Annotated in this window: 13 protein-coding genes; 6 read left to right on the top strand and 7 right to left on the bottom strand. The window is 68.3% G+C overall.

Annotated elements, in window-relative coordinates:
- Positions 1–4: 4 nt before the first annotated feature.
- Both rpoB and ACIRGB_RS31960 read left to right on the top strand, forming a co-directional pair.
- Positions 5–3,490, top strand: a complete 3,486-nt coding sequence (gene rpoB, locus ACIRGB_RS31965; RefSeq protein WP_403872322.1) for a DNA-directed RNA polymerase subunit beta — start codon at positions 5–7, stop codon at positions 3,488–3,490.
- A 97-nt stretch (positions 3,491–3,587) separates the two neighbouring features.
- Positions 3,588–7,487 carry a DNA-directed RNA polymerase subunit beta' gene (locus ACIRGB_RS31960; RefSeq protein ID WP_052839550.1) on the top strand — a complete coding sequence of 1,300 codons (3,900 nt, stop codon included), beginning with the start codon at positions 3,588–3,590 and terminating at the stop codon, positions 7,485–7,487.
- A gap of 61 nt (positions 7,488–7,548) precedes the next feature.
- On the opposite strand, the gene ACIRGB_RS31955 is transcribed toward ACIRGB_RS31960, so the two are convergent.
- From ACIRGB_RS31955 to ACIRGB_RS31925, 7 genes are all read right to left on the bottom strand, one after another.
- Positions 7,549–8,550, bottom strand: a complete 1,002-nt coding sequence (locus ACIRGB_RS31955; RefSeq protein ID WP_403872319.1) for a M48 family metalloprotease — start codon at positions 8,548–8,550, stop codon at positions 7,549–7,551.
- 45 nt (positions 8,551–8,595) lie between these two features.
- On the bottom strand, positions 8,596–9,114 hold the full coding sequence (locus ACIRGB_RS31950) for a Pycsar system effector family protein (protein ID WP_403872317.1): 519 nt from the start codon (positions 9,112–9,114) through the stop codon (positions 8,596–8,598).
- The gene (locus ACIRGB_RS31945; protein WP_403872315.1) at positions 9,111–10,133 is read right to left on the bottom strand and encodes a hypothetical protein; all 1,023 of its coding nucleotides are present in this window, start codon (positions 10,131–10,133) and stop codon (positions 9,111–9,113) included. Before ACIRGB_RS31945 ends, ACIRGB_RS31950 begins: the two co-directional genes overlap by 4 nt.
- Positions 10,134–10,153: 20 nt before the next feature.
- Positions 10,154–12,280 (bottom strand): hypothetical protein, encoded by a 2,127-nt coding sequence (locus ACIRGB_RS31940; RefSeq protein ID WP_403872313.1) that lies wholly within the window; start codon positions 12,278–12,280, stop codon positions 10,154–10,156.
- Positions 12,277–13,020, bottom strand: coding sequence for a hypothetical protein (locus ACIRGB_RS31935; protein WP_403872311.1), 744 nt, complete (start codon positions 13,018–13,020; stop codon positions 12,277–12,279). The genes ACIRGB_RS31940 and ACIRGB_RS31935 overlap by 4 nt, the downstream gene beginning before the upstream one ends.
- Positions 13,021–13,143: 123 nt before the next feature.
- On the bottom strand, positions 13,144–13,860 hold the full coding sequence (locus ACIRGB_RS31930; protein WP_030145449.1) for a Crp/Fnr family transcriptional regulator: 717 nt from the start codon (positions 13,858–13,860) through the stop codon (positions 13,144–13,146).
- 122 nt (positions 13,861–13,982) lie between these two features.
- A complete protein-coding gene (locus ACIRGB_RS31925) occupies positions 13,983–15,275 on the bottom strand; it encodes a hypothetical protein (protein WP_403872309.1) in 1,293 nt (430 codons plus the stop codon).
- A gap of 100 nt (positions 15,276–15,375) precedes the next feature.
- Here ACIRGB_RS31925 and ACIRGB_RS31920 point away from each other — a divergent pair, with 100 nt between their 5' ends.
- From ACIRGB_RS31920 to fusA, 4 genes are all read left to right on the top strand, one after another.
- The gene (locus tag ACIRGB_RS31920) at positions 15,376–16,437 is read left to right on the top strand and encodes a glycosyltransferase family 2 protein (RefSeq protein ID WP_403872307.1); all 1,062 of its coding nucleotides are present in this window, start codon (positions 15,376–15,378) and stop codon (positions 16,435–16,437) included.
- 288 nt (positions 16,438–16,725) lie between these two features.
- Positions 16,726–17,097 carry a 30S ribosomal protein S12 gene (rpsL, locus tag ACIRGB_RS31915; RefSeq protein WP_003948652.1) on the top strand — a complete coding sequence of 124 codons (372 nt, stop codon included), beginning with the start codon at positions 16,726–16,728 and terminating at the stop codon, positions 17,095–17,097.
- 2 nt (positions 17,098–17,099) lie between these two features.
- Complete coding sequence (gene rpsG / locus ACIRGB_RS31910) at positions 17,100–17,570, top strand: 30S ribosomal protein S7 (protein ID WP_003974303.1); 471 nt, start codon at positions 17,100–17,102, stop codon at positions 17,568–17,570.
- A 39-nt stretch (positions 17,571–17,609) separates the two neighbouring features.
- Positions 17,610–19,736 carry an elongation factor G gene (fusA, locus tag ACIRGB_RS31905; RefSeq protein WP_403872304.1) on the top strand — a complete coding sequence of 709 codons (2,127 nt, stop codon included), beginning with the start codon at positions 17,610–17,612 and terminating at the stop codon, positions 19,734–19,736.
- Positions 19,737–19,860 lie beyond the last annotated feature (124 nt).

The following is a 19,860-nucleotide window of genomic DNA, read 5'->3' as shown; positions in this document are numbered from 1 at the left end:
CCTCTTGGCCGCCTCGCGCAATGCCTCGACCGCGAATACGAACAACGCTGCCAGCACCGCCCCGCTGCGCATCTCCTTTGCAAAGATCAAGGAGCCCCTCGAGGTTCCGAACCTTCTCGCGCTGCAAACCGAGAGCTTCGACTGGCTCCTCGGCAACGACGCCTGGAAGGCTCGCGTCGAGTCGGCTCTGGAGTCCGGTCAGGACGTCCCCACCAAGTCCGGTCTGGAAGAGATCTTCGAGGAGATCTCGCCGATCGAGGACTTCTCCGGGTCGATGTCGCTGACGTTCCGCGACCACCGCTTCGAGCCTCCCAAGAACAGCATCGACGAGTGCAAGGACCGTGACTTCACGTACGCGGCCCCGCTCTTCGTCACCGCCGAGTTCACCAACAACGAGACCGGCGAGATCAAGTCCCAGACGGTCTTCATGGGCGACTTCCCGCTCATGACGAACAAGGGCACCTTCGTCATCAACGGCACCGAGCGTGTCGTCGTGTCGCAGCTGGTCCGCTCGCCGGGTGTCTACTTCGACTCCTCCATCGACAAGACGTCCGACAAGGACATCTTCTCCGCCAAGATCATCCCGTCCCGGGGTGCCTGGCTGGAGATGGAGATCGACAAGCGCGACATGGTCGGTGTGCGCATCGACCGCAAGCGCAAGCAGTCCGTGACCGTCCTGCTCAAGGCGCTCGGTTGGTCGACCGAGCAGATCCTGGAGGAGTTCGGCGAGTACGAGTCCATGCGCGCCACCCTGGAGAAGGACCACACCCAGGGCCAGGACGACGCGCTGCTCGACATCTACCGCAAGCTGCGTCCGGGCGAGCCCCCCACGCGTGAGGCCGCGCAGACGCTGCTCGAGAACCTCTACTTCAACCCGAAGCGCTACGACCTCGCCAAGGTCGGCCGCTACAAGGTGAACAAGAAGCTCGGCGCCGACGAGCCCCTGGACGCCGGCGTCCTCACCACCGACGACATCATCGCCACGATCAAGTACCTGGTGAAGCTGCACGCCGGTGAGACCGAGACGGTCGGCGAGTCGGGCCGGGAGATCGTCGTCGAGACCGACGACATCGACCACTTCGGCAACCGCCGCATCCGCAACGTCGGCGAGCTGATCCAGAACCAGGTCCGTACGGGTCTCGCCCGTATGGAGCGCGTCGTGCGCGAGCGCATGACCACCCAGGACGTCGAGGCGATCACGCCGCAGACCCTGATCAACATCCGGCCGGTCGTCGCCTCCATCAAGGAGTTCTTCGGCACCAGCCAGCTGTCCCAGTTCATGGACCAGAACAACCCGCTGTCGGGGCTGACGCACAAGCGTCGTCTGAACGCCCTCGGCCCGGGTGGTCTCTCCCGTGAGCGGGCCGGCTTCGAGGTCCGCGACGTCCACCCGTCGCACTACGGCCGCATGTGCCCGATCGAGACGCCCGAAGGCCCGAACATCGGTCTGATCGGCTCGCTCGCCTCGTACGGCCGGATCAACCCGTTCGGCTTCATCGAGACGCCGTACCGCAAGGTCGTCGAGGGCCAGGTCACCGACGAGGTCGACTACCTGACCGCCGACGAGGAGGACCGCTTCGTCATCGCGCAGGCCAACGCCACGCTCAACGACGACATGCGGTTCGCCGAGACCCGCGTCCTGGTCCGCCGTCGTGGCGGCGAGGTCGACTACGTCCCCGGTGACGACGTCGACTACATGGACGTCTCGCCGCGCCAGATGGTGTCGGTCGCGACCGCCATGATCCCGTTCCTCGAGCACGACGACGCCAACCGTGCCCTCATGGGCGCGAACATGATGCGTCAGGCCGTGCCGCTCATCAAGAGCGAGTCCCCGCTCGTCGGCACCGGCATGGAGTACCGCTCCGCCGCCGACGCCGGTGACGTGGTCAAGGCCGAGAAGGCGGGTGTGGTCCAGGAGGTCTCCGCGGACTACATCACCACGACCAACGACGACGGCACGTACATCACGTACCGCCTGGCCAAGTTCTCCCGGTCCAACCAGGGCACCTCGGTCAACCAGAAGGTCATCGTCTCCGAGGGCGACCGCGTCATCGAGGGCCAGGTCCTCGCCGACGGTCCGGCCACCGAGAACGGCGAGATGGCGCTCGGCAAGAACCTGCTGGTCGCCTTCATGCCGTGGGAGGGTCACAACTACGAGGACGCGATCATCCTGTCGCAGCGCCTCGTGCAGGACGACGTCCTCTCCTCGATCCACATCGAGGAGCACGAGGTCGACGCCCGTGACACCAAGCTCGGCCCCGAGGAGATCACCCGGGACATCCCGAACGTCTCCGAGGAGGTCCTCGCCGACCTCGACGAGCGCGGCATCATCCGCATCGGTGCCGAGGTCGTCGCCGGCGACATCCTGGTCGGCAAGGTCACGCCCAAGGGCGAGACCGAGCTGACCCCGGAGGAGCGCCTGCTCCGTGCGATCTTCGGTGAGAAGGCCCGCGAGGTCCGCGACACCTCGCTGAAGGTCCCGCACGGCGAGATCGGCAAGGTCATCGGCGTCCGCGTCTTCGACCGCGAGGAGGGCGACGAGCTTCCCCCCGGTGTGAACCAGCTGGTGCGCGTGTACGTGGCGCAGAAGCGCAAGATCACCGACGGTGACAAGCTCGCCGGCCGGCACGGCAACAAGGGCGTCATCTCCAAGATCAACCCGATCGAGGACATGCCGTTCCTGGAGGACGGCACGCCCGTCGACATCATCCTGAACCCGCTGGGTGTCCCGTCCCGAATGAACCCGGGGCAGGTCCTGGAGATCCACCTCGGCTGGCTCGCCAGCCGCGGCTGGGACGTCTCCGGCCTCGCGGAGGAGTGGGCGCAGCGGCTCCAGGCCATCGGCGCCGACAAGGTCGAGCCCGGCACCAACGTCGCCACCCCGGTCTTCGACGGTGCGCGCGAGGACGAGCTGGCCGGCCTGCTCCAGCACACCATCCCGAACCGGGACGGCGAGCGCATGGTGCTCCCGTCCGGCAAGGCGCGGCTGTTCGACGGCCGCAGCGGTGAGCCGTTCCCGGAGCCGATCTCGGTCGGCTACATGTACATCCTCAAGCTCCACCACCTGGTCGACGACAAGCTGCACGCCCGGTCGACCGGCCCGTACTCGATGATCACCCAGCAGCCGCTGGGTGGTAAGGCCCAGTTCGGTGGCCAGCGCTTCGGTGAGATGGAGGTGTGGGCGCTGGAGGCTTACGGCGCCGCGTACGCCCTCCAGGAGCTGCTGACCATCAAGTCCGACGACGTGACCGGCCGCGTGAAGGTCTACGAGGCCATCGTCAAGGGCGAGAACATCCCTGAGCCCGGCATCCCCGAGTCCTTCAAGGTGCTCATCAAGGAGATGCAGTCCCTGTGCCTCAACGTGGAGGTGCTGTCCTCGGACGGCATGTCCATCGAGATGCGTGACACCGACGAGGACGTCTTCCGCGCAGCGGAGGAGCTCGGCATCGACCTGTCGCGGCGCGAGCCGAGCAGCGTCGAAGAGGTCTGACGGGAGTCAGGCGGGGCCTCTTTCGCAGAGGCCCCGCCGATCCCGCGACCCCCGTTTCAGACCACAGACTTACAACCCTGAGAGGGATTGACGCATAGTGCTCGACGTCAACTTCTTCGACGAGCTCCGGATCGGTCTGGCTACCGCTGACGACATCCGTCAGTGGAGCCACGGCGAGGTCAAGAAGCCCGAGACCATCAACTACCGCACCCTCAAGCCCGAGAAGGACGGACTCTTCTGCGAGAAGATCTTCGGTCCGACCCGGGACTGGGAGTGCTACTGCGGCAAGTACAAGCGCGTCCGCTTCAAGGGCATCATCTGTGAGCGCTGCGGCGTCGAGGTCACTCGCGCCAAGGTGCGCCGTGAGCGGATGGGCCACATCGAGCTGGCCGCTCCCGTCACCCACATCTGGTACTTCAAGGGCGTCCCGTCGCGCCTGGGCTACCTGCTTGACCTGGCGCCGAAGGACCTCGAGAAGGTCATCTACTTCGCCGCTTACATGATCACCTTCGTGGACGAGGAGCGCCGCACGCGCGACCTGCCCTCGCTGGAGGCCCACGTCTCCGTCGAGCGCCAGCAGATCGAGCAGCGCCGCGACTCCGACCTGGAGGCCCGCGCCAAGAAGCTCGAGACCGACCTGGCCGAGCTGGAGGCCGAGGGCGCCAAGGCCGACGTGCGCCGCAAGGTGCGCGAAGGCGCCGAGCGGGAGATGAAGCAGCTGCGCGACCGTGCGCAGCGCGAGATCGACCGCCTCGACGAGGTGTGGAACCGGTTCAAGAACCTCAAGGTCCAGGACCTGGAGGGCGACGAGCTGCTCTACCGCGAGCTGCGCGACCGCTTCGGCACCTACTTCGACGGCTCGATGGGCGCCGCCGCGCTCCAGAAGCGCCTGGAGTCCTTCGACCTCGACGAGGAGGCCGAGCGCCTCCGCGAGATCATCCGCACCGGCAAGGGCCAGAAGAAGACCCGTGCGCTCAAGCGCCTCAAGGTCGTCTCCGCGTTCCTCCAGACCAGCAACAGCCCCAAGGGCATGGTGCTCGACTGCGTGCCGGTCATCCCGCCGGACCTGCGTCCGATGGTGCAGCTGGACGGTGGCCGCTTCGCGACCTCCGACCTGAACGACCTGTACCGCCGTGTGATCAACCGCAACAACCGCCTGAAGCGGCTTCTCGACCTCGGCGCGCCCGAGATCATCGTGAACAACGAGAAGCGCATGCTCCAGGAGGCCGTCGACGCGCTCTTCGACAACGGCCGCCGCGGCCGCCCGGTCACGGGCCCCGGCAACCGTCCGCTGAAGTCGCTGTCCGACATGCTCAAGGGCAAGCAGGGCCGCTTCCGTCAGAACCTGCTCGGCAAGCGAGTCGACTACTCGGCGCGTTCCGTCATCGTCGTCGGCCCGCAGCTGAAGCTGCACCAGTGCGGTCTGCCCAAGGCCATGGCGCTGGAGCTCTTCAAGCCGTTCGTGATGAAGCGCCTGGTCGACCTGAACCACGCGCAGAACATCAAGAGCGCCAAGCGCATGGTCGAGCGCGGCCGCACGGTCGTGTACGACGTGCTCGAAGAGGTCATCGCGGAGCACCCGGTTCTGCTGAACCGTGCGCCCACCCTGCACCGCCTCGGCATCCAGGCCTTCGAGCCGCAGCTGGTCGAGGGCAAGGCCATCCAGATCCACCCGCTCGTCTGCACCGCGTTCAACGCGGACTTCGACGGTGACCAGATGGCCGTGCACCTGCCGCTGTCCGCGGAGGCGCAGGCCGAGGCCCGCATCCTGATGCTGTCCTCGAACAACATCCTCAAGCCGGCCGACGGCCGTCCGGTGACGATGCCGACCCAGGACATGGTCCTCGGTCTGTTCTTCCTCACCACCGACGGCGAGGGCCGCGACCTCAAGGGCGAGGGCCGTGCCTTCGGGTCCGCCGCCGAGGCGATCATGGCGTTCGACGCGGGCGACCTGTCGCTCCAGTCGAAGGTCGACATCCGCTTCCCGGTGGGCACCATCCCGCCCCGCGGCTGGGAGCCCCCGGCCCGCGAGGAGGGTGAGCCGGAGTGGCAGCAGGGTGACACCTTCACCCTGAAGACCACGCTGGGCCGCGCGCTCTTCAACGAGCTGCTGCCCGAGGACTACCCGTTCGTCGACTACGAGGTCGGCAAGAAGCAGCTCTCCGAGATCGTCAACGACCTCGCCGAGCGCTACCCGAAGGTCATCGTGGCGGCGACGCTCGACAACCTGAAGGCGGCCGGCTTCTTCTGGGCGACCCGTTCCGGCGTCACCGTGGCCATCTCCGACGTCGTCGTTCCCGAGGCGAAGAAGGAGATCGTCAAGGGCTACGAGGCGCAGGACGAGAAGGTCCAGAAGCAGTACGAGCGCGGTCTGATCACCAAGGACGAGCGCACGCAGGAGCTCATCGCGATCTGGACCAAGGCGACCAACGAGGTCGCCGAGGCGATGAACGACAACTTCCCGAAGACCAACCCGATCTTCATGATGGTGAACTCGGGCGCACGAGGCAACATGATGCAGATGCGTCAGATCGCCGGTATGCGTGGTCTGGTGTCGAACGCGAAGAACGAGACGATCCCGCGTCCGATCAAGGCGTCGTTCCGTGAGGGCCTGTCCGTGCTGGAGTACTTCATCTCCACGCACGGTGCCCGTAAGGGTCTGGCGGACACCGCTCTGCGGACCGCCGACTCGGGTTACCTCACGCGTCGTCTGGTCGACGTCTCCCAGGACGTCATCATCCGCGAGGAGGACTGCGGCACCGAGCGCGGCCTCAAGCTGCCGATCGCCGTGCGCGACGCGGACGGCACGCTGCGCAAGGCGGACGACGTCGAGACCAGCGTGTACGCCCGCATGCTCGCCGAGGACGTCGTCATCGACGGCAAGGTGATCGCGCCGGCCAACGTCGACCTCGGTGACGTCCTGATCGACGCCCTGGTCGCCCACGGCGTCGAGGAGGTCAAGACCCGCTCGATCCTGACCTGCGAGTCCCAGGTCGGCACCTGCGCCATGTGCTACGGCCGCTCGCTGGCCACCGGCAAGCTGGTCGACATCGGTGAGGCGGTCGGCATCATCGCCGCCCAGTCCATCGGTGAGCCCGGCACCCAGCTGACGATGCGTACCTTCCACACCGGTGGTGTGGCCGGTGACGACATCACGCAGGGTCTGCCGCGTGTCGTCGAGCTCTTCGAGGCCCGTACCCCGAAGGGTGTCGCCCCGATCTCCGAGGCCTCCGGCCGCGTCCGGATCGAGGAGACCGAGAAGACCAAGAAGATCGTCGTCACCCCCGACGACGGCAGCGACGAGACGGCGTTCCCGATCTCGAAGCGTGCCCGTCTGCTGGTGGGCGAGGGCGACCACGTCGAGGTGGGCCAGAAGCTCACCGTGGGTGCCACCAACCCGCACGACGTGCTGCGCATCCTGGGTCAGCGTGCCGTCCAGGTCCACCTGGTCGGCGAGGTCCAGAAGGTCTACAACTCGCAGGGCGTGTCGATCCACGACAAGCACATCGAGATCATCATCCGGCAGATGCTGCGCCGCGTGACGATCATCGAGTCCGGCGACGCCGAGCTGCTGCCCGGCGAGCTGGTCGAGCGCACGAAGTTCGAGACCGAGAACCGTCGTGTGGTCCAGGAGGGCGGTCACCCGGCCTCCGGTCGTCCGCAGCTGATGGGTATCACCAAGGCCTCGCTGGCGACGGAATCCTGGCTGTCGGCCGCCTCCTTCCAGGAGACGACCCGAGTCCTGACGGACGCGGCGATCAACGCCAAGTCCGACAGCCTCATCGGCCTCAAGGAGAACGTCATCATCGGTAAGCTCATCCCGGCCGGTACGGGCCTGTCCCGCTACCGCAACATCCGGGTGGAGCCGACCGAGGAGGCCAAGGCCGCGATGTACTCGGCCGTCGGCTACGACGACATCGACTACTCGCCGTTCGGCACGGGCTCCGGCCAGGCCGTTCCGCTGGAGGACTACGACTACGGTCCGTACAACCAGTAAGCGGGCAGCTTGATACGACCGAAGGGCGGTCACCCCGAGTGGGTGGCCGCCCTTCGGCGTGTCAGCGCCCGCTCTCCAAGTGGGCCCGCAGGTGATGCAGCCGGGTGTGAAGGTCGGGGTGCGAGTCCAGCAGTCGTGCGACGACTCCCTCGTCCTTGGCCGGTAGGTCCAGAGCCGCGGCGTGGGCGCGTGCGGCCTCTTCGCGCTCGTGTTCCTTGCACAGCACTGTGATCAGCTGCGATGCGAAGCCGAGATTCGCAGCGTGCTCGTCGGCGCGCAGCTCGGCGCGTCGGGACACGGCGGCCGCCAGGTAGGGCGTGATGAAGGGCAGAAGGACCAGTCCGTACGTGGCCGTCGCGAGGGCGACCGTCACGGCGCCCACGAGTCCGATCAACACGGCCGCGGTGCCCACGGGAAGCCGGTCGACGCGGGAGGCGAGCACCCGGAGCAGACGCCAGGTGAGTCGGCCGGGCAGCGCGTACCAGAAGGTGAGCAGTGAGGTCCAGGAGTGCCCTCGGCTGTGGTGGCCGAGTTCGTGGGCGAGGACGCCTGCGAGCTGCGCGGCCGGCAGGTGCCTGAGTGAGTGTCGGGTGACTCCGATGATGTGGCCGGCGGCGGCCATGGCGTTGACCCCATCACTGTCCTCGACCCAAAGATGGTATGCGGCCGAGTTCACCCCGGCACGTGCGGTGACCTCGCGCCATACGTGGCGCAGTACGCGGTCCTCGTCGGGGGTCGGATGGCGCAGGCCGAACAGGCGGCGGGCGAGTATTCGCTCGCAGGGGCGGTGGAAGACAAGCCCGCCACTCAGCACCCATGTGCCGCAGATGATCCACCAGGATGGTCCACCTAGCTTGTCGATGAGGTAGGCCGCCCCGCAGACGACGGTCAGACTCGCGCAGGCGTGCGGGAGATGCAGGGCCAGATGGCCGAGGGCGGTGGCGTCGACACCACGCTGATGTGCCGCGATGACGATTCTGCCGGGACGCGGCGGTAGGCCCTCGTCGTGTGGGGGCGGTGGTTCCGGTTCAGCCGGGTTGCCGTGCTCGGAGCTGATGGGCATGACGCTTCCTTCCGGTACGAGTGGGCGGCGCGGCAGAAGGCTGGCTCACGTGAGAAGCAGGGACGCGGGCAGCAGAAGCGCAGCGCAGCCGAAGGCGATCAGCCCCGCACGGATCCAGAAGTGCTTGCGGGCGGCGATGCCGCTCGTCTCGGCAAGGGCGATGAGCATGCCGTGAGCAGGGTCGCGTCCGGTGTCCGCCAGGGCGGCGGAAAGGCGTCCGGACCTGGATGCCCTTCGTACGTCGCCGAAGTAGGTGAGAGGCCGGCCGGGAGCCCAACGGCTGGGGCGGTAGCGGGGGACGACCGCGAGCAGGGCGGCCAGCAGGGCCGTCAGCAGCAGGGCCGTGCCGCCCCACCACAGCACGGCAGCCGGTGCCGGGAGCGGGGCCGGACGCCAACGGGAGTTGGCCAGCAATGCGGTGGGAACGCCGGCCGACAGACCGAGCGCCGCCACCAGGACGGCTGCTTTGGCGTCGGCCCGGGCTATCTCCGCTCGGAGGTCGGCGAGCAGGTGTGCGCCGGTTTCCAGCAGGACGGCGTCCGACGACGGGCCGGTCGTGCTCACGTGCCCGACTCCGGCGTCGCCACGGGAGGTGCCGACTCGCTCGCCGGTGGTTGCGTAACGGGGTAGGGCGGTGACTTCACCGCTGGTGCGGTGGCTCCCAGGATGGTGGTCATACGATCCGCGATGAGCTGGTGCGGCTCGTCCAGGTGGTGGTCCTCCAGCCGCTTGCTGTCCAGGGCCCGGTCGATCAGATGGAGCTGGGTCTCGACCAGTTTGGCCTGCTCGTCATGGAGGTGACCGAGGACCAGCTGGGTGTCGTCGGGGTGTACCGCCAGGTGCAGCGCGAGTGCGGCGACACCACCTCGTTCCAGGTGATGCTCGTAGAACCGGATCTTTTCCGCGGTGCGACTCGCCTCGTACGTCTGCTGAAGAACCGCCGCCTTGTGCTCGGGTGCCACGGCCTCCGCATCGTGCCGGGCAGCCCGCAGCCGCGCTTGGTGGTTCCGTTCGGACGCGTCGCGGCGCAGCCGGACCGAGCAAGCCGTGCGCAGACCCAGATCCTCACCGAGCCACGAGGTGTCGTTCACCGCCTGCTGCACGGCCCGCTCGGCGGCCGCGCTCTCGTCGATGGCGTAACCACGACTGGCCGCGCGAAGCACGGGAAGCACTCTGCGGGTGACGAGCCCCGGCACGTCCCGCTCCTGGCTGCGGACGAACCGCTCCGCATCCACGACGCGCCAGGTGATGTCCGCGGTGGCCTCGAACTCGAAACTGTCGACCTTGCTCGGCAGAAGCACGTTCAGCTGGAAGACGTGGGGGTCGGTGTCCACCTCGTACAGGGCGACAAAGCGCCTTGTGGAGGCGGGGCGGGCCGGTGGCGGGAAGGTCTCGTACAACCCGGTTCGTGTGACGCAGACCAGTGCGTAGTCGATGCGTCCCATGAAGCGGCGGCGGCCGATGTGGAAGCGGGGGAGTTGCCAGACGGTGCGGACCGGGTCCTCGATGGTGCGGGCCGGGGTCGGGGGCGGCGGTGGTTGCCGGAACCAGTCGAGCTCGTCAGGTTGCTGGGGGTGTTCCATGGTCTGCCTTCCGTGAGCGGTCAGGCGGGGGAGAGGCGCTTGAGCAGGCGGTCGGCAGCCGGGGAAGGGACGCCACCGGAGTCGCGGACCGTACGCAGCAGGTGGGTGATGCGCCGATGGTTGACGGCGGTTTCGGCGAGTTCGTACAGCAACGGGACGAGGGCCCGTTCCGACTCGGGGTCGGTGTCGGCCGCGCGTACCCAGCCGCGCAGTACGGCAAGGGCCTGCGCGGTGTGCGTCCGGTCGGCCAGGAGCGCGTCCCAGAACTGGACGAGCTGCCGCGTGGCCGTCCTGTTTCCGGCTGCCAGAGCCTCCCCGTACCAGTCGAGGACGATGGGGCGTCCGCTGTCTTCCTCCTTCGGCTGGGTGCAGGCCTGGAAGAAGGCGAGCAGCGCGTATGGGCGGGCCGTACGGTCGGTGTGGTCCGGGTCGAGCTGCTTGGCGAGTTGGGCCAGCACGGGGTTCTTCACGGCGAGAAGCAGCAGTTCCAGGGCGTCCGCGAACTGCTTGGTCGCCTCCGACGGCTTGTCGTCCTCGGTATCGGCGTCGTTGTCGTCGGGCGGCTGCCGGCGAGCCGCGTCCAGGAGCGCTTCCAGGGCTTCCTCGTAGTGCACCGGACCCAGCAGGCCGAAGGCGCGGATGGCGGTCCAGCGGCGGCTCTCCACCTCGCCGGTGCACCATTCGTGGAGGATGCGCAGAACAGTGGGCACCTCCAGCAGCTGGGCCATGGTGAGCGCGTTGGCCGCCACCAGCCAGGAGTGGGAGTCTCGGGCGTCAGCCCACGGTTCGATGAGATGCGCCAGCGCGGACGAAAGGTCGAAGTGGGCGAGCTGGGCGGCGGCTGAGGCAGCCCTGGTCCGCACGAGAGGGCGGCGGTCCTCGGCGAGTTTGCGGAGCCACTCGGCGATTGCGGGCCGAGACGAGGGATGACGGTTCCACACCTCCTCCAGGAGTAGACGGGGGGTCCGCTCGTCGCGGAACCCGGCGAAGAAGGTGCCGATGACGGGGCCGTGTTCCGTGACCTCCGTAGCCACGTAGCCCGTGGCGCGGGCGAGTCGCAGTCGTTCCTCGCGCGAGGTGCCGAAGACGGGGATACGGGCAGGGACGACGGGGTCCTCGATCTTCTGCAACCGCACGAACAGGCCGTCGCCGACCTCCGCGGCCACCGCGTACGGGGCCTTGTCGAAGACCGCGAGCGAGATGAGGAAAGCCTTCTCCCGCAGGATGGGCTCGGCCTCCATGAGCCAGCGGGAGACCTGGCCGCGCACGGCGGCTGCCCCGTATGCGGCCAGTCGCCGTTCGTCGGTCTGCCCGAGGTGCAGGGCGACGACTTCCTTCGCGAAGCGCTCGATCTGGCGCGGCGGGTGCTGCTGGGCGAGGAACTCCTTGACCGCCGCGCGTTCAAGCAGATGCGGCCAAGCGCTCTCGCCGGTTACCGGGGTGACGTGAGCGTGCAGGATGTCCTCGGCGGGCGGGGGGTCCCACCGTACGGAGGAGATGTCGCCCAGCGCCGCCGACGGCTCCACGGTGATCACCAGGTAGGCTCCACGGCGTTCCAGTTCCCGGCGCAGCGCCAGGAGGTGCGGTTGTCGTAGGGGGCGGTTGCGGCTGACGGTCAGATCGCACAGGACGTGACCCGCGCCGGTGTCCAACTGGTCGGAGAGCGCGGGGAAGGCCGTGGGCGGCTCCAGCTCGAAGAATCGGTCGAGACCGAGCCGGTGCAGCAGCATCAACGCGGCGGTTCTGCGGCCCGTCTCCCGTCCGCCGGACAGGATGAGGAACCGCTCCGCCTTGAGTCGGGTGAGCACCTCGTCGAAGTCCTCAGCCTCCTGGAAGGCGCCGGCCAGTCTCTCCACCTCTGCCTCGGGGACGGGCCCAGGGGTGGCGACGGACGCTTCGGCTCGACCGCCGCCGATGTGAAAGATCGTGTCGCCGTAGTGCGAGCCACCCGACTGCCCGAACTGGTCCCCGCCGACCAGGGTGGAGATGAACTCGGGGCCGTGCGCGATCAGGTCCCGGCGTGCTGCCCATGCCTTCTGGCGAGGTTGTTCCTGGCCTTCGGCAGACTCCCCTTGCTCTTTGCGCTCGCTGTCCTGCGCGGTCTCGTCGGCCGACTTGGCCGGGGCCGCCGCCTCCGCCTGGCTCATCGGCGCTCGTCCCGTTCACGGCGGGTGAAGTCGAACCGCTGGTCGCCGTGGACCGTGCCTCCGCTCACGCCGTACTGGTCGCCGTGCACGTAGGTGGTGGTCGCGGGCCTGGAGATGGCCGGGTCCGGGACCGGCGCAGAGTCCTCAGTGGCGGCCCGGGAGGCGTCTGCGTCGGACACGCCGTGCACCCAGGCCACCGTCGGTCCCTCCTTCGTCTCCACGGTGACGCGGCGGAAGTCGTCTGGACGTACGCCGAGCGGGCCGTGCCGCACGACTCCCGTGTAGATGCCGTCGGACACGCACAGCACACTGTGGTCGTCGCGCTGCTTGAGGGCGACCCGCAGCGGGTCGGAGTTGAGGAGGCGCACGGCGTGATTGAGGTCCGAGCCGACCCAGCCGTCGAGTTCGTCGATCGCGACGTACCCGGAGGACAGCACCATGCGCAATCGCATTTGGGCGCTGCTGGCGATCAGTCGGTTTTTGCTGTGCAGCAGGGCGGGAGCCTCGGTGAGCAGGGTCTTGACGAGCGCCGGGACCGAGGCCTGGACGTCAATGAGCTCCATCACCGAGTCACCGCGGTCCGCGCGCAGCCGCGCCGATTCGTCGATGCCGGCGGCGAGGAGCGTGGCGTCGACGACCTCGTACAGGAGTCGGCGCAGGAACGCCTGCTCCACGTCGTCGCGGGAGCCGAACTGCTCGATGTCGAAGAGGAGGATGGTGCGGTACAGGGGGTCCGTCATGGTTCTGCCTCTCGTGCTCGCTGATTGAGCAGCACGATGGCGGACGGACGACAGGTGTCAGAGGGCCGATGACACGGACCAAGTGTGACCGTGTGCACAGACGGCAGCCTGCCCGGTGGGCTGTCAGGCGGGCTGTCCCCCGATGATGCGACGCAGGATGTCCGGGCGCAGGACGACGATGCGTCGGCGTCGGGTGACCACGACATGCCGGTCCCGCAGTTCCCTGAGGAGTCGGGCAACCGCCTCGCGCGAGGAGCCGACCGACCCGGCGAACTCCTGCTGGCTGAGTCCGATGGTCAGCTCGACCCCCTCGTCGGTGCGGGTTCCGTGCGTGCGGACTAGCTCCAGCAGGAGCACTGCCAGACGCTCACGTACCGTGAGGGCCGCCCACTCCAGCCGCCGACGGTCGGTCGAACGCTGCCGGTCGGTGGTCAGGCTCAGCAGCCGCAGGGCGGCTCCGGGGTGTGCCGTGAGGAAGGCGGTGAAGCGGGGCTCGTCGATGACGACCGCTTCGACGGCGTCGAGCGCGGTGACGGTCGCCGAACGATGACGCCCGCTGAGCGCTGCGCCCTCGCCCACGATGTCTCCTGGCCCTCGAAGGGCCAGGAGGGCTTCGTAGCCGTTCGCCGCGATCGCCGTCACCTTGGTCCAGCCGTGCAGCAGCAGGAGTACGTGGGAGGAGGGTTCGTCCTGGTGGAGGATGACGCTGCGGGCCCGGTAGCGCAGCGGCCGTCCGGCCCGGAGCAGGGCCGTGCGGTCCTCCTTCTCCAGCCGCGCGAGGAAGGGCACGCCGTCGTCGAACCCGTCGTCGTCCCAAGCGTGTGTACGTCCGCCGGTCATCCCGCCGCCCCCGCGTTCGCTGTGCCGATGCCGCACCCTCGTAACCAGACAACGTACTTGACCAGGGCATACGGGCAACGGGCGACAATCGGCCGCTGTGGCTGAGACGGCCCTTCGGGTGCCTACGGCACGCCCAGTTCGAAGATCACGTAGTGGGCGTACCAGCCGGAGGCGATCGAGGCCGTGGTGAAGAAGACGACCAGGCTCGGCAGCCTCAGGCGGCTCAGGGCCGCGGCCGGAGCGAGGAGCAGGGGGAAGGCGGGGAGCAGGTAGCGCATGGTGTTGCCGAACATCTGCTGGGTGCCCAGGACCGTGACGATCGTCGCCAGGGTGTACGCGACCAGGACCAGCGGGGGCTTCTTGCGCAGCATCAGCGCGATCAGGAAGGGCAGCGCCAGGACCAGCTGGAGGGAGAGCAGGTCCGGGGTGGAGAAGGCGAAGGGGTAGTCGCCGCGGCCCACCGCGAGGTTGCGCAGCACGTCCCAGGTGTAGGCGCCGTAGTCGAAGAAGTGGGCCCAGCCCTCGCGCTGGAGGGTGAAGTAGGCCGTGGCCTCGCCGGTGCGGTAGCCGACCCAGGCGATGTAGGAGAGCAGGCCGAGCGGTGCGACGAGCATCGCGTACACCGGGCCGCGTACGCCGTGCTCGCGCCGGGACGCGGGGCGGGCCAGCGTCACCAGGGCGGCGAGGCCCACGGCGCCGATGAGGACGGCGGACGTGGGCCGGTTCAGGCCCGCGGTGAAGGCCAGCAGGCCCGCCGCCACCCAGCGCCCCTTCATCACGGCGTAGCAGGCCCAGGCGGCGAGGGCGACGAACAGGGACTCGGAGTACACCGCCCACTCGACGCCCGCGCCGGGCGCCACCGCCCACAGCCCGGCCGCGACGGTGCCCGCCCGCGCCCCGGCGATCAGCGAGATCACGGCGTAGATCCCGGCCGCGGCGACGAACGAGGTGAGGACGGAGACCAGGATGCCGGAGCCGTACAGGCCGAGGCCGGTGGTCTCCGAGACCAGGCGGATGAGCGCCGGGTAGAGCGGGAAGAACGCGACCGAGTTCTGCTGGACCGTGAACAGGCCGTCGCCGCCGAGCCGCACCAGGGCGGGGCTGTACCCGTGCTCGGCGACCTGGAGGTACCACCAGCCGTCCCAGGTGCCCAGCACGTCCCACCAGTGGGCGCCGCCGCCGAAGCGCGGGTTCTTCCCCCGGAAGTCCCCGGCGTACGTCAGGAGGGAGGCGAAGACCCCGAGGCCGACGAGCTTGGCGACGCCGTACAGCGCCAGGGGGGCGAGGTAGGGCCGCGCGCCGGCCGGGAGGGCGGGGGGCCAGTGCCGCCAGGAGCGTGCCGCGGCCTCGCCGGGCGGTCGTTCGCCGGCGCCGGCCGGCCCGTCGGTCACCGTGTCGTCGGCAGCCGTGTCCATGGCTGTCATCCCCCTCGGGCCACCCTCAACCGTCAATTCCTGCCATAAGATCGCACAAGAGTCGCACATCTGTACTCAAGGTCATGCGGAGGGAGGCGCGGTGCCCGAGGGACGGGACGCGGAGCGGCACGAACCGGTCGTGCTGTCGGTCGTCATTCCGATGTTCAACGAGGAGGACGTCCTGCCCGCGCTGGTCACCAGGCTGCGTCCGGTCCTCACCGAGCTGGGCGTCCCGCACGAGGTCGTCGCCGTCGACGACGGCAGCGGCGACCGCACGGCGGAGCTGCTCGACGCCTTCCGGCTGGGCTGGCCGGAGCTGCGCGTGGTCGCCCTGCGGCGCAACTCCGGCCACCAGGCGGCCCTCACGGCGGGGCTCGACCGGGCCCGCGGCGCCTACGTGGTCAGCCTGGACGCCGACCTCCAGGACCCGCCGGAGAAGATCCCCGACATGCTGGCGCTGGCCCGCGCGGAGGGCCTCGACATCGTGTACGGGGTCCGCGCGGACCGCAGCAGCGACTCGGGGTTCAAGCGGTGGACGGCGGGCTTCTACTACCGGCTCATGCGGCGCCTGGCCGGCCCCTCGGTCCTCGCCCAGGCCGGGGACTTCCGGCTGCTGAGCCGGGCCGCCGTGGAGGCGCTCAAGGCGCTGCCGGACCAGCAGCGGGTGTACCGCCTGCTGGTGCCCTGGCTGGGCTTCCCGAGCGGGCAGGTGACCTACGAGCGCGCTCCGCGTACGGCGGGCCGCACGAAGTACCCGCTGGGGCGGATGATCCGCCTGGCGGTCGACAGCGTCACCGGCTTCTCCGCGGCCCCGCTGCGCATCGCCACCTGGCTGGGCGGCGGCGCGTTCGTGGTCTGCCTGGGGCTGCTGGTCTACACGCTCACCGCGTTCGCCCTGGGCCGCACGGTCCCCGGCTGGACCTCGCTGTTCACCGGCATCGTCTTCATCGGCGCCGTGCAGCTGGTCTGCGTCGGCCTGCTCGGCGAATACGTGGGGCGCATCTACACGGCCGTGCAGAACCGGCCGACCTATTTCGTCCGCCACGACACGGCGGCACCCGCGCCCGCACCCGTACCCCCACCCCCGACCGCGCCCGCACCCCCACCCGCACCCGGCGGCACGGACGGCGACGAGCGGCGTGTCCCGCTGCCGCGGGCCTGAGACGGCCCCTGTCGATCAGGTCAAAGTGGGGTGAAACGGGCGCGGATACCGGTGTCGCCCATTTGTTTTGACCGCAGCGAATGCGCTAGGTACGCTCAGACCTTGTGCCTGGGGTGTGCCCTGGCCCTCGTGCGTGTCTACAGCCGCACCGGGGCCGTGTGTGGCCACCGCATTTCGCGTCTCCTTCCGCCTCGCGGGCGGAGTGCGCGACTTCGACACACCCGACCGCGTGGGTCGGTGGCGTTCCAGGTTAGCTTCACCATTCGGCACACAGAAACCGGAGAAGTAGTGCCTACGATCCAGCAGCTGGTCCGGAAGGGCCGGCAGGACAAGGTCGAGAAGAACAAGACGCCCGCACTCGAGGGTTCCCCTCAGCGCCGTGGCGTCTGCACGCGTGTGTTCACGACCACCCCGAAGAAGCCGAACTCGGCCCTGCGTAAGGTCGCGCGTGTGCGTCTGACCAGCGGGATCGAGGTCACCGCTTACATTCCGGGTGAGGGGCACAACCTGCAGGAGCACTCCATCGTGCTCGTGCGCGGCGGCCGTGTGAAGGACCTGCCGGGTGTTCGCTACAAGATCATCCGCGGTTCCCTCGACACCCAGGGTGTCAAGAACCGCAAGCAGGCCCGCAGCCGCTACGGCGCCAAGAAGGAGAAGTAAGAATGCCTCGTAAGGGCCCCGCCCCGAAGCGCCCGGTCATCATCGACCCGGTCTACGGTTCTCCTCTGGTGACCTCCCTGATCAACAAGGTGCTGCTGAACGGCAAGCGCTCCACCGCCGAGCGCATCGTCTACGGCGCCATGGAGGGTCTGCGCGAGAAGACCGGCAACGACCCGGTCATCACGCTCAAGCGCGCTCTCGAGAACATCAAGCCGACCCTCGAGGTCAAGTCCCGCCGTGTCGGTGGTGCGACGTACCAGGTGCCGATCGAGGTCAAGCCCGGTCGCGCCAACACCCTCGCGCTGCGCTGGCTCGTCGGTTACTCCCGCGCCCGTCGCGAGAAGACCATGACCGAGCGGCTGCTCAACGAGCTCCTCGACGCCTCCAACGGCCTGGGTGCCGCTGTGAAGAAGCGCGAGGACACGCACAAGATGGCCGAGTCCAACAAGGCCTTCGCGCACTACCGCTGGTAGTCGCTACCCACATCGAGACCGAGAGAAGACTGAAGCCTTATGGCTACCACTTCACTTGACCTGGCCAAGGTCCGCAACATCGGGATCATGGCCCACATCGACGCGGGCAAGACGACCACCACCGAGCGGATCCTGTTCTACACCGGTGTGTCGTACAAGATCGGTGAGGTCCACGACGGCGCCGCCACGATGGACTGGATGGAGCAGGAGCAGGAGCGTGGCATCACGATCACGTCTGCTGCGACCACCTGTCACTGGCCGCTCGAGGACAACGACTACACGATCAACATCATCGACACCCCGGGGCACGTCGACTTCACCGTCGAGGTGGAGCGTTCCCTGCGTGTGCTCGACGGTGCCGTGACCGTGTTCGACGGTGTCGCCGGTGTCGAGCCGCAGTCCGAGACGGTGTGGCGTCAGGCCGACCGTTACGGCGTGCCGCGTATCTGCTTCGTCAACAAGCTGGACCGCACCGGCGCCGAGTTCCACCGCTGCGTGGAGATGATCTCGGACCGCCTGGGTGCCCAGCCGCTGGTCATGCAGCTCCCGATCGGCGCCGAGGCCGACTTCAAGGGCGTCGTGGACCTGGTCCGCATGAAGGCGCTCGTGTGGTCCGCCGAGGCCGCCAAGGGCGAGATGTACGACACCGTCGACATCCCGGCCACGCACACCGAGGCCGCCGAGGAGTGGCGCGGCAAGCTGATCGAGGCCGTCGCGGAGAACGACGAAGAGATCATGGAGCTGTACCTGGAGGGCGAGGAGCCCACCGAGGAGCAGCTGTACGCCGCGATCCGTCGCATCACCATCGCCTCCGGCAAGTCCAGCGACACCACGGTCACCCCGGTGTTCTGCGGCACCGCGTTCAAGAACAAGGGCGTCCAGCCCCTGCTCGACGCGGTCGTGCGCTACCTGCCGACCCCGCTCGACGTCGAGGCCATCGAGGGCCACGACGTCAAGGACCCCGAGGTCGTCGTCAAGCGCAAGCCGTCTGAGGACGAGCCGCTCGCCGCGCTCGCCTTCAAGATCATGAGCGACCCGCACCTCGGCAAGCTCACCTTCGTCCGGGTGTACTCCGGCCGCCTGGAGTCCGGCACCGCGGTGCTGAACTCGGTCAAGGGCCGCAAGGAGCGCATCGGCAAGATCTACCGCATGCACGCCAACAAGCGTGAGGAGATCGAGTCGGTGGGCGCCGGTGACATCGTCGCCGTCATGGGCCTGAAGCAGACCACCACCGGTGAGACGCTGTCCGACGACAAGAGCCCGGTCATCCTGGAGTCCATGGACTTCCCGGCGCCGGTCATCCAGGTCGCCATCGAGCCCAAGTCGAAGGGCGACCAGGAGAAGCTCGGCGTCGCGATCCAGCGCCTGGCCGAGGAGGACCCCTCCTTCCAGGTCAGCACGAACGAGGAGACGGGCCAGACCATCATCGGTGGTATGGGCGAGCTGCACCTCGAGGTGCTGGTCGACCGCATGCGCCGTGAGTTCAAGGTCGAGGCCAACGTCGGCAAGCCTCAGGTCGCCTACCGTGAGACGATCCGCAAGACCGTCGAGCGCGTGGACTACACCCACAAGAAGCAGACCGGTGGTACCGGTCAGTTCGCCAAGGTGCAGATCGCGATCGAGCCGATCGAGGGCGGCGACGCCTCGTACGAGTTCGTGAACAAGGTGACCGGTGGCCGTATCCCGAAGGAGTACATCCCTTCGGTGGACGCCGGTGCCCAGGAGGCCATGCAGTTCGGCATCCTGGCCGGCTACGAGATGACGGGCGTTCGCGTCACGCTCATCGACGGTGGCTACCACGAGGTCGACTCCTCCGAGCTCGCCTTCAAGATCGCCGGTTCGCAGGCCTTCAAGGAGGCCGCGCGCAAGGCTTCGCCCGTGCTCCTCGAGCCGATGATGGCCGTCGAGGTCACCACGCCCGAGGACTACATGGGCGACGTCATCGGCGACATCAACTCCCGCCGTGGCCAGATCCAGGCCATGGAGGAGCGGATGGGTGCCCGCGTCGTGAAGGGCCTTGTGCCGCTGTCGGAGATGTTCGGCTACGTCGGAGACCTCCGCAGCAAGACGTCGGGTCGCGCAAGCTACTCGATGCAGTTCGACTCCTACGCCGAGGTTCCCCGGAACGTCGCCGAGGAGATCATCGCGAAGGCCAAGGGCGAGTGACGGACTCCGTTTAACGGACCCCGCGAACACGCTTTAGGCTTGACCCCGGAGCCTGCATGGGGCATTCCGCCGTGAACCGGCGGAATGCCCCCGGCACCCGGGCTTTCCAGCAAAGATCACCTGG

It is taken from the genome of Streptomyces sp. NPDC102490 (assembly GCF_044765285.1).
In the GTDB taxonomy this organism is placed as follows: Bacteria; Actinomycetota; Actinomycetes; order Streptomycetales; family Streptomycetaceae; genus Streptomyces.
The sequence above is the reverse complement of the archived record's forward strand: the minus strand, read 5'-3'. Positions and strand labels throughout refer to the sequence as shown.

Excerpts from the sequence above, each read along its gene's own strand:
- ACIRGB_RS31955 (WP_403872319.1), bottom strand. The coding sequence starts at position 8,550 with ATGCCCATCAGCTCCGAGCACGGCAACCCGGCTGAACCGGAACCACCG.
- ACIRGB_RS31945 (WP_403872315.1), bottom strand. The coding sequence starts at position 10,133 with ATGGAACACCCCCAGCAACCTGACGAGCTCGACTGGTTCCGGCAACCA.
- ACIRGB_RS31940 (WP_403872313.1), bottom strand. The coding sequence starts at position 12,280 with ATGAGCCAGGCGGAGGCGGCGGCCCCGGCCAAGTCGGCCGACGAGACC.
- ACIRGB_RS31935 (WP_403872311.1), bottom strand. The coding sequence starts at position 13,020 with ATGACGGACCCCCTGTACCGCACCATCCTCCTCTTCGACATCGAGCAG.
- ACIRGB_RS31930 (WP_030145449.1), bottom strand. The coding sequence starts at position 13,860 with ATGACCGGCGGACGTACACACGCTTGGGACGACGACGGGTTCGACGAC.
- ACIRGB_RS31925 (WP_403872309.1), bottom strand. The coding sequence starts at position 15,275 with ATGGACACGGCTGCCGACGACACGGTGACCGACGGGCCGGCCGGCGCC.
- rpsG (WP_003974303.1), top strand. The coding sequence starts at position 17,100 with ATGCCTCGTAAGGGCCCCGCCCCGAAGCGCCCGGTCATCATCGACCCG.
- fusA (WP_403872304.1), top strand. The coding sequence starts at position 17,610 with ATGGCTACCACTTCACTTGACCTGGCCAAGGTCCGCAACATCGGGATC.